Source organism: Streptomyces scopuliridis RB72 (assembly GCF_000718095.1).
GTDB lineage: Bacteria > Actinomycetota > Actinomycetes > Streptomycetales > Streptomycetaceae > Streptomyces > Streptomyces scopuliridis.
Window position 1 is genome coordinate 120,667 of sequence record NZ_JOEI01000009.1, and the last position, 14,291, is coordinate 134,957.

Consider the following 14,291-nt stretch of genomic DNA (forward strand, 5'->3'; position numbering starts at 1 on the left):
GCCCTCCCGGCCCCTGCCGGTGTTCTGCTGTCTCAGCGAACCTGGTCCACGTCGATGAGATCGACGCGGATGCCACGGCCGCCGATGGCGCCCACGACAGTCCGCAGAGCACGTGCGGTGCGGCCGTTGCGGCCGATCACCTTGCCGAGGTCGTCCGGGTGCACCCGGACCTCCAGGACACGGCCGCGGCGCAGGTTGCGCGAGGCCACCTGCACTTCGTCCGGGTTGTCGACGATGCCCTTCACGAGGTGCTCGAGAGCCTCCTCGAGCATGCTCAGGCCTCGGTCGACTCGGCGGCGGCCGAGGACCCGGTCCCGGCTTCGTCGGCCTTCTTGTCGGACTTCTTCGCCTTCTGAGTGATCGCCTCACCCTTGGGCTCGTCGCCGGCGTCCTTCGCGGCGGCCTCGAAGAGGGCGCGCTTGTCGGCCTTCGGCTCCGGCTGGAGCAGCGGCGCGGGGGCCGGCAGGCCCTTGTGCGCCTGCCAGTCACCGGTGAGCTTGAGGATCGCGAGAACCGGCTCGGTCGGCTGGGCGCCGACGGACAGCCAGTAACGCGCGCGCTCCGAGTCGACCTCGATGCGCGAGGGGTTCTGCACCGGGTGGTACAGACCGATCTCCTCGATGGCCCGGCCGTCACGGCGGGTACGGGAGTCGGCGACGATGATGCGGTAGTGAGGCGAACGGATCTTGCCCAGACGCTTCAGCTTGATCTTGACTGCCACTGGAGTGGTGTCTCCTGGTCTTGACGTGGTTGGGCACAACGGGATGCCGCGTGGGGTTGCGGTACCCGATCCGCCCGATGGACGCGTCAGCCGGAGGAGAGAGGGGTCCTGTGCGACTGTCGAGTACAGCTGGCCATTCTGCCATACGCCCGCGACCGGCCATGACCCGGCGGCGGGCAGGGTCCGGCAGCGGCCGGGGCGGCCGGTCGCTCAGCCCGCGGCGCCGACCACTTCGGGGATACGGAAGGGCTTGCCGCAGCCGCCGCAGACGATCGGGGCCTGGGCGAGGACCGACGGTACGACCCGTACGTTCCGCCCGCAGTCACACACCGCCTTGACGCGTACCCCGCCGCCGGACGAACCGTGTCTGGCGGCCGGACCGCGGAAGCTGCGCTTGGTATCGGCGGCCGTCGCGACCGTGTGCGCCTTGAGGGCGCGCTGCAATCGCTCGATGGTGGGGCGGTACCGCCGCTTCGCCTCGGGGCTGAGCGAGACCAGGGAGAAACCGCTGCTGGGATGCGGCTCCTCGGGATGGTCGAGGCCCATCTCCTCCGCGATCGCCAGGAATCGGCGGTTGTGGTAGCGGCCCGCCCGCGAGGTGTCGCGGACACCTCTGGCCGCGGCGATGCCATGGACCGCTTCGTGAAGCAGTCGTTCGAAAGAGAGCTCGGCGCCACAGGCGGACGACGACTCTCCGATCAGGGACTCTGGCGCGGCAAGATCCGGCAGCTCGGGGTGGGACCGCTGAATATCGGCCCACGCCTGCGCCAGCTCTGCGGCGAGAACAGGTGGTGTCGTGCTCACGTCGTGAACAACGAGCCGGAACCCTCCCGGGTTCCATTACGGGGCATCCCAAATAATTTGCACGTACCCGTCAGTTGCCATTGATGCGTCCGGACGAGGGCGGGTGCGCTGATCTGCGGAGAAGTCTCACAGCTCCTACCAAGGTGGTACGTAGCGCCTCGTACGCTTCGACGCGTAGACGATCTACGTACACCTGCGCTTCCTCTTGAAGAAGAGGGGCGTCGCCTCTTGAAGAGTGGCTCCGCCGCGCTGGTGGCTCCGACAGGGGACTCGATGGACTCCTGGTGACGGATGCGCTCAATACGCGCGGGCCACAATGGCGACACTACCCGCCTCATCATCCGTTTCCGGCACCGCCCCGTCCTCGGCGACCAGACACCGTACGGAGACTCCGCGCTCAGCGAGAGCCGCCTCTCCCCGGGTACCCAGCGTCGCCCAGGGGATGCGTGCCCAACCGCCCGCCGCGGCGGCCTCGGCGGCCTCCTCGACGGTGGAGACATCGGCGGTACGGGCCTCGCGGCGCGCCCTGGACTCCGTCAGCAGCAGCGCCTGGTCGTCCTCCAGGACCGTGGGCAGCAGCCCGGCGAGGTCCCCGACGGCCACCGGCTCCTTGCCGCCCGGGATCCGGCGTACGAGCATCGCGGTGCCGTTCTCCAGGTCGCGGGGGCCGATCTCGATCCGTACGGGCACACCCTTCAGCTCCCAGTCGACGGCCCGGCGGCCGAAGGGGATGTCCGTGCGGTCGTCGACCTGGACGCGGACACCGGCGAGCCGGAGGCGGTCGGCGGTCTCGCGGACGGCTGCCAGGACCGGCTCGTCGCCCTTGATGGCCAGCACGACGGCCTGGACGGCGGCGAGGCGCGGCGGGACGCGCAGTCCGTCGTCGTCGCCGTGCGACATGATCAGTCCGCCGACCATCCGGGTCGAGGCGCCCCAGGAGGTCTGCCAGACCAGCTCCTCGGTGCCCTCCTTCGACAGGTACCGGGTGTGGAAGGCCCTCGCGAAGTTCTGCCCCAGCTCATGGCTCGTGCCCAGTTGGAGGGCCTTGCCGTCGCCCATCATCCCTTCCAGCGTCAGGGTGTTGACGGCCCCGGCGAAGCGCTCGCGCGCGGTCTTGCGGCCCAGGACGACATCGATCCCGAGGACCTCGGTCATGAAGTCCGCGTAGACGTTCCGGTGGATGTGCGCGGCGTAGTCCCTGGCGTCCTCGTAGGTGGCATGGGCGGTGTGGCCCTCCTGCCAGAGGAATTCGGTGGTGCGCAGGAAGACGCGGGGGCGCATCTCCCAGCGGACGACATTCGCCCACTGGTTGATCAGCAGCGGCAGATCGCGGTAGCTGCGCACCCACTTGGCGAAGTACTCGTTGACGATCGTCTCGGAGGTGGGCCGTACGACGACCGGCTCCTCCAGGTCCTTGCCGCCGCCGTGCGTGACGACCGCCAGTTCGGGCGCGAAACCCTCGACGTGCGCCGCCTCCCGGGTCAGATACGACTGCGGGATGAAGAGCGGGAAGTACGCGTTCGAGGCGCCGGCGGCCTTGATGCGGGTATCCAGCTCCTGCTGCATCCGCTCCCACAGACCGTACCCATATGGCCTAATCACCATCGTGCCGCGCACCGGCCCGTTGTCGGCCAGTTCGGCCTTGTTGATCAGATCCTGGTACCAACGGGGGAAGTCGTCCGCCCGGGGCGTGAGAACAGGTGCCTTCGCCATGGCGGGCATCGTACGGGCTCGGACAAAAGGAACCGGCCATGCGCGCGGGGGCGCACGCCCGGGGCATACACGCTTTGCCCGCCGCCCACTGGACGCGGGCACGGATGCGGAGTTCTCTGGCTTAACGGGGGAAGAACGCGCGCACGTACACGGGGGGCTGTCCTTCAGGGCACGACCGACCTCTCGGCGGATTGGGGCGCTATCCATGACACGTACGCTCGGCGGGCATCACCAGCGGCTCGCGCACGCGGGCACGGCACCGGCGGTTTCCGCCGACGCGGGCGCGCGGGCCCGCGACTGGGCCGAGATCCAGGAACGGATGCTGGTGCCGCTCTACGAAGCGGTGTACGAGCGCCTGGAGGTCCGCAACGGGACCCGGGTGCTCGGTCTCGGCTGCGGCTCGGGGCTGGCCCTGCTGCTCGCGGCCGCGCGGGGTGCGCGGGTGACCGGTGTCGACTCCGATCGCGAGCGGCTGGCGCTGGCCCGCGAACGGCTCCGCGCCGATCTGGAGCGGGACGGCCGGGCGGACCGGGCTGCCGATACGGGCACGCTGCTGCCGGTGGACCGGATGGCCGACGCCGCGCCGGGGCCCGGCCGTTCACCGTACGACCTGATCACCGCCTTCCAGCCGATCGGCTCCGTGGCGGGCGACGCGAAGGGACTCGGACCGGCGCTCGACGAGGCGATACCACTGGCCCGGCGCGGCACGCCCGTGGTGCTCGCGGGCTGGGGCCCGCCGGAGCGCTGCGCCACGGACGGGGTGCTGCGGATCGCGGGCCGGCTGAGCGACCGTCCGCGCAAGGGCGCCCGGCGGCCGGGGCACCGCGACGATCTGGAGGAGGTCGCGGCGCGGGCCGGTCTGAAGCCGGACGGTTCGGGGCGGGTGGCCTGCCCGTTCGGATACGCGGACCAGGAGAGCGCGGTCCGCGGACTGCTGTCGACGGGGGTGTTCGACGGTGCGATCCGGACGACGAACCGCCGGCTGGTGGAGAAGGAGATCGGCGAGGCGCTCCATCCGCATCTGCGCCGTGACGGCACGGTCTGGATGCCGAATGTCTTCCGGTATCTGATCGCCCGTACGCCCTGAGACCCGCGGTCCTGATCCGCGTGGCCCCCGGCCAACCGGTCGGTCGCCCGCCCGGAAACGGATCGGAAACGGACCGTTACGAAACCCTGGACAGTATCCAGAATTCTGTTTACTGTCTCATCCGTGACTGGCTTCGACGAGCGTTTCCTGACCCGCAACGGCCTCGCGGCCCGGCAGCTGGCGGTCCTCCTGCTGAACCACGAGCCGGAGACCCGGCTGCCGCGCGTCCGGGACTTCGCCGTGGAGCTGGGCGTCGGGAACGGCACCGTCCAGGCGGCGCTCCAGCTGCTGGAGAACGCCGAGGCGATCGAGACGACGGCCCGGGGCCATCTCGGCACCTTCCTCGTCCGCTCGGACCGCTCGATACTGTGGCGGCTCTCCGGGCTCGGCACGCTCCTCGCCGCGATGCCGCTGCCGTACTCCCGCCGGTACGAGGGGCTGGCGACCGGGCTGCGCGCCGCCTTCGAGGAGGCGGGCGCGCCCTTCGCGATCACCTTCATGCGGGGCGCCGGCGCCCGTACGACCGCGCTCCTCGAAGGCAAGGTCGATCTCGTCGTCCTCTCGCGTTTCGCTGCCGACCGGCTGATCGAGGACCATCCGGTCGAGCTGGTCGCGGATCTGGGCCCGGCCACCTATGTCGGGGCGCACGGTCTGCTGCTGCGGCGCGGCTCGGACCCGGAGACCCCGGGGCTGCGCGTCGCCGTCGACCACGCCTCCGAGGATCAGCGGATGCTCGCCGAGCGCGCGTTCGCCGGGCGCTCGGACATCGAGTGGATCGAGGCGTCGTACATGCAGCTGCGCGAGCTGTTCGAACACAATCTGGCCGACGCCACCGTCTGGAACCTCGATGAGGTGCAGGGGCTGCTCGGGATGAGCGTGGACGTCCTGCCGCTCGGCGACGAGGTCACCCGCGATCTGTCGCTGCGCAACTCCAGCGCGGCGATCATCGGCAGGACGGAGGGGGCGAAGGCGCTCGGCGCCGTACGGGAGTCCCTCGATCTGTCGGTCGTCACCACCCTCCAGGCCGAGGTGTTGCGCGGTGAGCGCACACCCTCGTACTGACCGCCCCGCCGGCCCGCGCGAAAGGACACCCCGGAGTCGACGCGTCGGCTCAAAATACAAAATCCTGGTTACTGTCGAAAGGAGGACCATGGACGACCAGCTCGCCCTCCGCGTCCAGTTGTTCCGCGAGAGCGGTCAGGTCCGGCCGGAGGTCGCCGCGTTCGTGACCGAGGAGCTTGACTCCCTTGCCGCCGAGGGCCATACCGTCACCGAAGCCACGGCGGGCATGCTCACCAGCCATCTGATGATGGCCCTCGACCGGCTGCTCGACGGCGCGCCGATCGAGGAGTTCAGGACCGACGAGCAGGTGGCGGCCGAACTCGCCGGACATCCCGAGGCCGTGGCCCGGGCCCGCGCGGTCTCCGTACGCGCCGAACGGGAGTTGGGCGCTCCGCTCCCCGACTCCGAGATCAACTTCCTGGGCCTGCATCTCGCCGTACTGGCCCAGAACTCCCCCGCCTCACACCACTCGTAGGTCTCATCCCACTCGTAGCGCGAAGGACCCAGCCATGACGAAGATCCTCACCGGCGGCGTCGGCAAGACCGAGGTCGCGCACACCGTCTCCGGACTCGCCCTCGACGGCCTGGAGATCACGGTCTCCAACGACATGGACGCCGCGATGAAGCTCCGCGCCGGACAGGCCGACTACTACCTCGGCACCTGTCACACCGGCGCCGGTGCCTCCCTCGGCATCCTGGTCGGCCTGCTCGGCCGGCCGCTCTGCCACACCTTCGGCCGCCATGTCCCCGCCGAGGACGAGGTCACCGCCCTGCTGGCGGACGGCAAGAAGGTCTTCGGTTTCGCCATCGACCAGATCGATGTGATCGCCCCGCTCATGGCCCGCGCGATCGCCGCGCGCGGCTGACCGAAGACCTGCCAGGGACCGGAGGAGAGACCCCGTGAGCAGCACCGTCCTCGCAGCGAGTACCAGTCTGGACTTCTCGCTGACGCAGAAGCTTTTTGTCATAGCCCTGTGCGCGCTGACCGCCTTCATCTCGCACATGGCGCTGGCCGTGTTCAACGACGGCGTACGCCCCTTCATGCTCGACTTCATCCAGGGACGCTCCAAGAGGACCGCCACAACCGCGGTCTCCTTCGGCCTCTCGGCGGGCTTCATCTTCGGCCTCGGCGCCCCGATGGCGCTGTCCAGCGGTGTGCTCAACCCCTGGCTGCTCTTCCTCCCCACCGACATCCTGGGCATCCTCGCGCCGAGGAAGTGGCTCGCGCCGCTGCTCGGCGGCGCCTGGGGCGCGGTGGTCGTCTTCGGCCTCAACGGGGCCAATGATGTGGCGCACGATCTGCCCGTCGACTTCCTGACGGCGATGCAGCAGATGTCGACACCGATCCTCTTCCTGTTCACGCTCTTCCCGGTGCTCGCCATCACCAAGCAGTTCGGGCGGCTGCGCGGCGGCCTCGCCGCCGTACTGGAACTGGCGCTCGTGATCATGACGATGAAGCTCTGGCCCAACGTCTTCGCCGGCTCACTGGCGATGGCGGCCGGTGTGCTGCTGCTCATCGGCTTCGCCGTCCGGAAGGACCTGCTCCAGCGCAACGCGGACCGGGCCGCCGCGCTGGCGGCCGGCGAGGAGACCTCGGGGACGGGGCAACAGGGGGCGGCCGGAGACGATCCGATGGCCTCGCTCTTCAGCGCCAGCGCACTACGGCTGCGCCGGTATCTGCCGCTGTTCATGGTGCTGGGCGCCGGAGTCTGTGTGCTGGCGCAGATGCATATCTTCGGCGGCGGCGAGGCGACCAGCTTCCTGATCGCCAAGGGCCAGTACAGCGAGGCGGCCCAGGTCGACTTCTACCGGGTCTTCGGCTTCATCCCGCTGATCGCGACGACCGCGCTCGCCTCGGGCGCGTACGGCATCGCCGGTTTCACGCTCGTCTACCCCATCGGCTATCTGCTGCCGAACCCGGTCCTGGCGGCCGTCGTCGGCGCCGTGGTCTTCGCCCTCGAAGTGCTGGCCCTGTCCTCCATCGGCCGGGTCCTGGGCAAGCTGCCGAGCGTGCGCGACTCCTCCGAGCATCTGCGGAGCGCCATCAGCGACACCCTGCAACTGGCCATCCTCTTCGGCTCACTGCTGGCGGCCAATGTCATGGGCGGCGGAATCGCGATCCTCATCGTCGGCGGGCTCTATCTCCTCAACGAGGCGATGGGCAGGCCCGTGGTGCGGATGGCGGCGGCGCCCGCGGCGGTCATCGTCGGCGGCGTTCTCCTCAACATCCTCTACTGGCTGGACCTGTTCACCCCCGTCAAGGGCTGACCCGGGACAGGCGCGCCAGGAAGGCACCCGCACCCCATGCCTCATCTCACCACCGTCGCCGGGCCGCTGCCCGTCTCCGCCGTGCGCGGCCCGGCACTCCCCCATGAACATCTCGTCCTCGATCTCGACCGTACGGGCGACGGCGCCGCCGTCCTCGACGCCGGGCGCCATCTGGACACGGTCACCTCCGAGCTGGCCTCCCTGCGCGCCGAGTTCGGGCTCTCCCTGGTCATCGAGCTGACCTGCCGGGGCATGGGCCGCGATCCGCTCGCCCTGGCCCGTATCTCCGCGGAGTCCGGGGTCGCGGTGGTCGCGTCGACCGGCTGGTACTACGAGCCGTTCCATCCGGACGAGATCGGCGGCACGCCCGTCGAACAGCTCACCGCGACCCTCGTCCAGGAGATCACCGACGGGCTCGACTCCACCGGGATCCGCCCCGGCGTCCTCGGCGAGATCGGCAGCCACGGCGAGCGGCCCAGCGAGCCGGAGAGCCGCGCGCTGCTCGCCTCGGCGCACGCCGCCGTCGCCACCGGTCTGTCGGTCGCCACCCACGCCCAGCTCGGCCGCGGCGGACTCGCCCAGCTCGAACTGCTCACCGGTACGGGCCTGGCACCGCACCGGATCTGCCTCGGCCACCAGGACCTGCTGGACGACCCCGCCGTCCACCGCGAACTGGCCGCGAGCGGCGCGTATGTCGCCTTCGACACCGTCGGCAAGGAGTCCTACCAGAGCGACGACACCCGGCTGCGGCTGCTGCTCGCCCTGCTGGAGGCCGGTCACGGGGACCGTGTCCTGCTCAGCTGCGACATCTCGCGCCACGGCTATCTGGAGTCGGAGGGCGGCCAGGGGTACGGGCATCTCTTCCGGTCCTTCCTGCCCAAGGCGCGCGCGGCGGGCGTGGACGACGAACTGATCGACCTGATGACCCGGCGCAATCCGCTGCGCTTCCTGACCGGCGCCGACACGGACGACGACGCCCCGGCCACCAACGCCAACACCGACACCGAGTCCGACACCGAGGAGATCTGAGATGCCCGTGCTCCCGCGGACCTTCCCGCTGGCGACCGTCACCCTGGAGGATGCGGCCCAGCGGCAGTTCCGGCTCCTGGAGTGCACCGCCGCGCACTTCGAGGGACCGCAGCTCTTCGAGGCGGACGCCGGTGTCGTACCGGGTCTCGGCCGCCCCCGTACGACCGCGCGCGTCGAGGCCGTACTCGCCGATTACTTCGGCGCCGAGGACGCGGCGCTCGTGCAGGGCGCCGGTACGGGCGCGATCCGCGCCGCACTCGGCGCGGCCGTCTCCCCCGGCGACCCGCTGCTGATCCACCGGGCCCCGGTCTACCGGACGACCGCCGTCACTCTGCGCGGCCTCGGGGTCCGTACCACCGAGGCCGACTTCAACGACCGTACGGCGCTCCGGCGGGCCCTGGAGTCCGGCGCCTTCTCGTGGGCGTACGTCCAGCACAGCCGGCAGCGGCTCGCCGACTCCTACGATCCGGGCGAGGTCCTCGCGGCCTGCCGGGCCGCCGGGGTCCGTACGGTCGTCGACGACAACTACGCGGTGATGCGCGTCCCCGCCTCCGGGGTGGAACTGGGCGCGGACGCCTCCTGCTTCTCCCTCTTCAAACTGCACGGCCCCGAAGGCGTCGGCGTGGTCGTCGGCGCCCGCGATCTCATCGCACACATCCGCGCCGACAACTACTCGGGCGGCGGCCAGGTCCAGGGCCACCAGGCGCTCGACGCGCTACGCGCCCTCACCCGCGTCCCCGTCCTGTGGGCGCTCCAGTCCCGGGTGGGCGCGGAGATCGCGGAGCGGCTGACCGCCGGTGAGGTACCGGGCGTCGCCGAGGTACGGATCGCCAACGCCCAGGACCGCTGTCTGCTGGTACGGCTCGACCGCCCGGTCGCCCGTGAGCTGCCCGCCGTCGCCGCGCGGCACGGCGCCGCGCCCTATCCCGTGGGCTCCAACTCCCGCTACGAGATCGCGCCGCTGGTCTACCGGATGTCCGGCTCATCGCTCGACGACGACCCCGGACTCGCCGACTGGACCGTACGGATCAACCCGATGCGGGCCGGAGCCGATCTCGTGATCGAGATCCTCCGCCGTTCGCTGCACGACCTGAAGGGCTGATCGTGTTCCTGGACACCGTCCTCACCCGCAACCCCGCGCTCGTCGACACGGCGACCGCGCTGCACCGCTCCGGTGCCATCCCGCCCGACACCTACGTCATGGACGCGGACGCCGTCGAGGGCAACGCCGCGCTGCTGGCGGCCGAGGCCGAGCGGCTCGGGCTCTCGCTGTGGTTCGTGGTCAAACAGTTCGGCCGCAACCCCGCGCTGATCCGGGCGGTCGCCCGGCACATCCCCCGGTTCGCCGCGATCGACCCCTCCGAGGCCCGCACCCTGCACGCCGCCGGGGCGCGGGCCGGCAACCTCGGCCATCTCGTGCAGATTCCCCGCCGCGACCTGCCCGAGATGCTCGCCTGGCGGCCCGAGGCGGTGACCGTCTTCGACCTCGCCAACGCGCGGGCCGTCTCGGAGGCCGCCGCTGAACTGGGCTACGTACAGGACGTGTTCGTACGCCTCGAAGGCGTCCCCGGCTCCGTCTACCCGGGCCAGGAAGGGGGCGTGCCACTGGACGCGCTGGACGAGTTCGCGTCCGCCGCCGAACAGCTGCCGTCGATCCGTATCGCGGGGGTCACCGCGTTCCCCTGCGTCCTGTGCGACCCGGTCACCGGCCTCCCCGCCCCCACCCCCAACTTCGAACTCGCCCTCAAGGCGCGGGAACTGCTCACCGCCCGCGGCCACCACCCGGTCGCGCTCAGCGCCCCGAGCGCCACCTCCATGGCGACGCTGCCGCTGCTGGCCGAACTGGGCGCCACGCACGGCGAGCCGGGCCACGCCCTCACCGGCACCACCCCGCTCCACGCGGTCGACCCGCACCAGCCGGAGCGCCCCGCCTACGTGTACGTCAGCGAGGTCGCCCACACCCTCGCGGACGGCCGGCCCGCGCTCCACGGCGGCGGGTTCTACGGCCGCGCGGGCATCGGCACCGCCCTGCTGCCGCGCACGGGTCTGCGCCTTCCGGTCCAGGGCGCCCCCGCCGAGAACATCGACTACTACCGGCTGCTGGACGCGCCCCCCTCCGGCGAGGTGCGGGCCGGCGACACCGCCGTACTCGCCTTCCGTACGCAGATCTTCGTCACCCGCTCGACCGTCGCGGTCGTCACCGGCCTCTCGACCGGGAAACCCCGGCTGACCGGTCTGTACGACGCGCGGGGCCGGGCCCTGTAAGGAGCCACCGCCATGAGCAAGACCGTCATCCTCGTCATCGACGGATTCGGGATCGGCGCGATGCCGGACGCGGGGGCGCTGCGGCCGGGCGATATCGCGGCCGACACCTGTGGGCACGTACTGGACCACTGCCGCGCGTCCCTGGGCCGCCCGCTGCGGCTGCCCGCGCTGGGACAACTCGGCCTCGGCCTGGTCCATCCGCACCCCGACCTGGCCCGGTCCACCCGGCTGCCGGTGACGGCGGGCCGCGCGGCGCTCGGCTACCCGGGCGCGGACACGTACGCGGGCCACCAGACCATGATGGGCGCGGACTTCAGCCGCGTCACGGTGGCCCGGCTGGCCGACCATCTCCCCGAGGTGATCTCGGCCCTGTCCGCGGCCGGCCACCGCGCCGAACCGCTCGACGGCCGGCCCCTGCTCCTCGTCGACGACGCGGTACTCGTCCACGACAACCTGGAGGCCGACCCGGGCATCAACTGGAATGCCTCGGGCCGCCTGGACGACCTGCCCTTCGACCGGATCCTCGCGATCGCCCGTACGGTACGGACCGTGGCGCCCGTCGCCCGCGTCATCGCGGTCGGCGGCCACGCGGACGGGCCCCTCAGCGCGTACGTACGCGACGGGGACGGCGGCACGGTCGGCCTGGACACCCCGGCGAGCGGCTTCTACCGCAACGGCGGGCTCGAAGTGCGGCACCTGGGCGCGGACATCGACCACACCCGCCAACTCCCGGCCCTGGCGGCCCGTGCGGGCATCCCGGTGACGCTGGTCGGCAAGGCCGCGGACATCCTGGCGTGCGATGCCGCCGTACGGCGGCCGGCTGTCGGCACGGCGGAGGTTCTCGCCCACACGCTGGAGGCGGTCCGCGCCCCCGGCGACGGGCTCATCGTCACCAACGTCCAGGAGACGGACCTCGCCGGACACCAGCAGGACACCGACCGCTACGGGCGGATCCTGGAGCAGACCGACGCGGGGCTGTCGGCGCTGCTCGGGCTGCTGTCCGGGGCGGGCGACAGGCTGACGGTGACGGGCGACCACGGCAACGACCCGACGATCGGCCACGCGTACCACACGCGCGAGTACGTCCCGGTTCTGACGTACAGCCCGGACGGGGCGGGGCCTGAACTACGGCCGGACGCGGGGACGCTGGCGGAGGTGGGCGCGGATGCGTGGCTTCGCATGCGCGGGGGCCAGGTGGTCTCGGGCTGAGCCGTCTTTCCGGGACTGCTTTCCTCACCGCGCTTCGCGCGAGCTGCGACGCTTTACGTCCGGACACGCACCTCCTCCGACCCCGACCCCCTCCCGCCACCGACCCACGCGGCCGTGCACGAGGCGGACGAAATCGTCCCGCACCCGCCCACTCACGCCCGCCGGGACGGCGAGTAGCCGGGACCACCGGGCCGCACCCACCCCCGCACCCCCCACAAGGTCGCCGGGTTGCGGGCGACCACCGGCGGGAGGGGGGCGGGGTCGGAGGAGGTGCGTGTCCGGACACTAAAGCGTGATGTGTGGCGCGCGAACGCCCGGTCTTCTGACTGTGGCCGGAGTCGCGACGTACGGGGGTCCGGGGGTGTCCCCCGGGAAAACACAGCATGCCGTCCGGACATGTACCTCCGGAGGCCCCGGACCCCGGCACCAGCCGTACGAAACCGCAACCCGCACCACGACCCCCCGCCGGGAGGCGCACCGCGGACTAGCCCATGAACTTCTTGAACTCGTCCGGGAGTTCGAACGGCTCGTCCTGGCCCCCGGCCGGCAACCCCTCCCGCCGCGCCAGCGCCGCCTGCTCCTCCGCCTTGCGCTTCATCGGGTTGCCCGACCGCTGCTTGCCCTTCGCCTGCTTCGTCTTCTTCTTCGTACGGCCGGGCCCGCCGCCCATCCCCGGAATGCCCGGCATCCCCGGCATCCCGCCGCCCTGCGCCATCTTCGACATCATCTTGCGGGCGTCGAAGAACCGCTCCACCAGGTTCTTCACCGCACTGACCTCGACGCCGGAACCCCGCGCGATCCGGGCCCGGCGTGAGCCGTTGATGATGACCGGGTCCTGACGCTCCCCCGGGGTCATCGACTTGATGATCGCGGCGGTGCGGTCCACGTCCTTCTCGTCGATGTTGTTGATCTGGTCCTTGATCTGCCCCATGCCCGGGAGCATGCCGAGCAGCTTGCTGATGCTGCCCATCTTCCTGACCTGCTCCATCTGCGCCAGGAAGTCGTCGAGCGTGAAGTCCTTGCCCTTGCTGCTCGCCAGCTTGGAGGCCATCTTCTCGGCCTCGGCCTGGCTGAACGTCTTCTCCGCCTGCTCGATGAGGGTGAGCAGGTCACCCATGTCGAGGATGCGGGACGCCATGCGGTCCGGGTGGAACGCGTCGAACTCGTCCAGCTTCTCGCCGTTCGAGGCGAACATGATCTGCTTGCCGGTGACATGCGCGATGGAGAGCGCCGCGCCGCCGCGGGCGTCGCCGTCGAGCTTGGAGAGGACCACGCCGTCGAAGCCGACGCCGTCGCGGAAGGCCTCCGCGGTGTTGACCGCGTCCTGGCCGATCATCGCGTCGACGACGAAGAGGACCTCGTCCGGGCTGACGGCGTCGCGGATGTCCGCGGCCTGCTTCATCAGCTCCTCGTCGATACCGAGGCGGCCCGCGGTGTCGACGATGACCACGTCGTGCTGCTTGGTCTTCGCGTACTCGATGGAGTCCTTGGCGACCTTGACCGGGTCGCCGACCCCGTTGCCCGGCTCGGGCGCGTACACCGAGACGCCCGCGCGGTCGGCGACCACGGAAAGCTGCGTGACGGCGTTGGGGCGCTGGAGGTCACAGGCGACGAGCAGGGGCGTGTGGCCCTGGCCCTTGAGCCAGAGGCCGAGCTTTCCGGCGAGGGTGGTCTTACCGGCGCCCTGGAGACCCGCGAGCATGATCACGGTGGGCGGCTGCTTGGCGAAGCGCAGGACGCGGGTCTCGCCGCCGAGGATGCCGATGAGCTCCTCGTTGACGATCTTGATGACCTGCTGCGCCGGGTTCAGCGCCTGGGAGACCTCGACGCCCGCCGCGCGCTCCTTGACCTTGGCGATGAAGGCGCGGACGACGGGCAGCGCGACGTCGGCTTCGAGCAGGGCGATACGGATCTCGCGGGCCGTGGCGTCGATGTCCTCCGGGCTGAGGCGCCCTTTGCCCCGGAGGCTCTTGAATGTGGCTGCGAGGCGGTCGGAGAGAGTGTCGAACACGGTGGTCGCGGATCCTCAGGTCGGGAGCGGATGAGGGGGCCGTCCCGCGCAGCTGCGCGCCGCTTAGGACAGACCGTCCCCCAGGGTATCCGGCCGCGCCCGGTGCGGTCTGCCCTGTGGAT

The 14,291-nt window shown here is 71.0% G+C and carries 14 protein-coding genes; 9 read left to right on the forward strand and 5 right to left on the reverse strand.

All coding sequences use genetic code 11. The features are described 5' to 3' along the window. Nucleotides 1-32: 32 nt before the first annotated feature. The 4 genes from IF11_RS0113200 to proS form a co-directional block, all read right to left on the reverse strand. The gene (locus IF11_RS0113200) at nt 33-272 is read right to left on the reverse strand and encodes an RNA-binding protein (protein WP_030351741.1); all 240 of its coding nucleotides are present in this window, start codon (nt 270-272) and stop codon (nt 33-35) included. Between the two features lie 2 nt (nt 273-274). After that, a complete protein-coding gene (gene rpsP / locus IF11_RS0113205) occupies nt 275-721 on the reverse strand; it encodes a 30S ribosomal protein S16 (RefSeq protein ID WP_030351742.1) in 447 nt (148 codons plus the stop codon). 210 nt (nt 722-931) lie between these two features. After that, entirely contained in the window at nt 932-1,525 is a 594-nt protein-coding gene (locus IF11_RS0113210) for a hypothetical protein (RefSeq protein ID WP_030351743.1), read from the reverse strand. A gap of 297 nt (nt 1,526-1,822) precedes the next feature. Continuing rightward, nucleotides 1,823-3,238: a proline--tRNA ligase gene (proS, locus tag IF11_RS0113215; RefSeq protein WP_030351744.1), complete on the reverse strand. Its 1,416-nt coding sequence runs from the start codon at nt 3,236-3,238 to the stop codon at nt 1,823-1,825. 205 nt (nt 3,239-3,443) lie between these two features. Here proS and IF11_RS0113220 point away from each other — a divergent pair, with 205 nt between their 5' ends. From IF11_RS0113220 to IF11_RS0113260, 9 genes are all read left to right on the forward strand, one after another. Further along, on the forward strand, nt 3,444-4,325 hold the full coding sequence (locus IF11_RS0113220; protein WP_030351745.1) for a class I SAM-dependent methyltransferase: 882 nt from the start codon (nt 3,444-3,446) through the stop codon (nt 4,323-4,325). Nucleotides 4,326-4,448: 123 nt separating this feature from the next. Next, nucleotides 4,449-5,387: a GntR family transcriptional regulator YhfZ gene (gene yhfZ / locus IF11_RS0113225; RefSeq protein ID WP_030351746.1), complete on the forward strand. Its 939-nt coding sequence runs from the start codon at nt 4,449-4,451 to the stop codon at nt 5,385-5,387. Between the two features lie 88 nt (nt 5,388-5,475). After that, a complete protein-coding gene (locus IF11_RS0113230; RefSeq protein ID WP_030351747.1) occupies nt 5,476-5,862 on the forward strand; it encodes a PRD domain-containing protein in 387 nt (128 codons plus the stop codon). Nucleotides 5,863-5,896: 34 nt separating this feature from the next. Continuing rightward, complete coding sequence (locus tag IF11_RS0113235) at nt 5,897-6,253, forward strand: DUF2620 domain-containing protein (protein WP_030351748.1); 357 nt, start codon at nt 5,897-5,899, stop codon at nt 6,251-6,253. A gap of 34 nt (nt 6,254-6,287) precedes the next feature. Then, entirely contained in the window at nt 6,288-7,655 is a 1,368-nt protein-coding gene (locus IF11_RS0113240; RefSeq protein WP_030351749.1) for a YhfT family protein, read from the forward strand. A gap of 36 nt (nt 7,656-7,691) precedes the next feature. Beyond that, nucleotides 7,692-8,684 (forward strand): phosphotriesterase family protein, encoded by a 993-nt coding sequence (locus tag IF11_RS0113245; RefSeq protein ID WP_051745860.1) that lies wholly within the window; start codon nt 7,692-7,694, stop codon nt 8,682-8,684. 1 nt (nt 8,685) lies between these two features. Beyond that, nucleotides 8,686-9,786, forward strand: a complete 1,101-nt coding sequence (locus IF11_RS0113250; protein WP_030351751.1) for an aminotransferase class V-fold PLP-dependent enzyme — start codon at nt 8,686-8,688, stop codon at nt 9,784-9,786. A 2-nt stretch (nt 9,787-9,788) separates the two neighbouring features. After that, nucleotides 9,789-10,949, forward strand: coding sequence for an alanine racemase (locus IF11_RS0113255; RefSeq protein WP_030351752.1), 1,161 nt, complete (start codon nt 9,789-9,791; stop codon nt 10,947-10,949). Between the two features lie 12 nt (nt 10,950-10,961). After that, entirely contained in the window at nt 10,962-12,158 is a 1,197-nt protein-coding gene (locus IF11_RS0113260) for a phosphopentomutase (protein ID WP_030351753.1), read from the forward strand. A 484-nt stretch (nt 12,159-12,642) separates the two neighbouring features. On the opposite strand, the gene ffh is transcribed toward IF11_RS0113260, so the two are convergent. Further along, the gene (gene ffh, locus IF11_RS0113265) at nt 12,643-14,169 is read right to left on the reverse strand and encodes a signal recognition particle protein (protein WP_030351754.1); all 1,527 of its coding nucleotides are present in this window, start codon (nt 14,167-14,169) and stop codon (nt 12,643-12,645) included. Nucleotides 14,170-14,291: the final 122 nt, after the last annotated feature.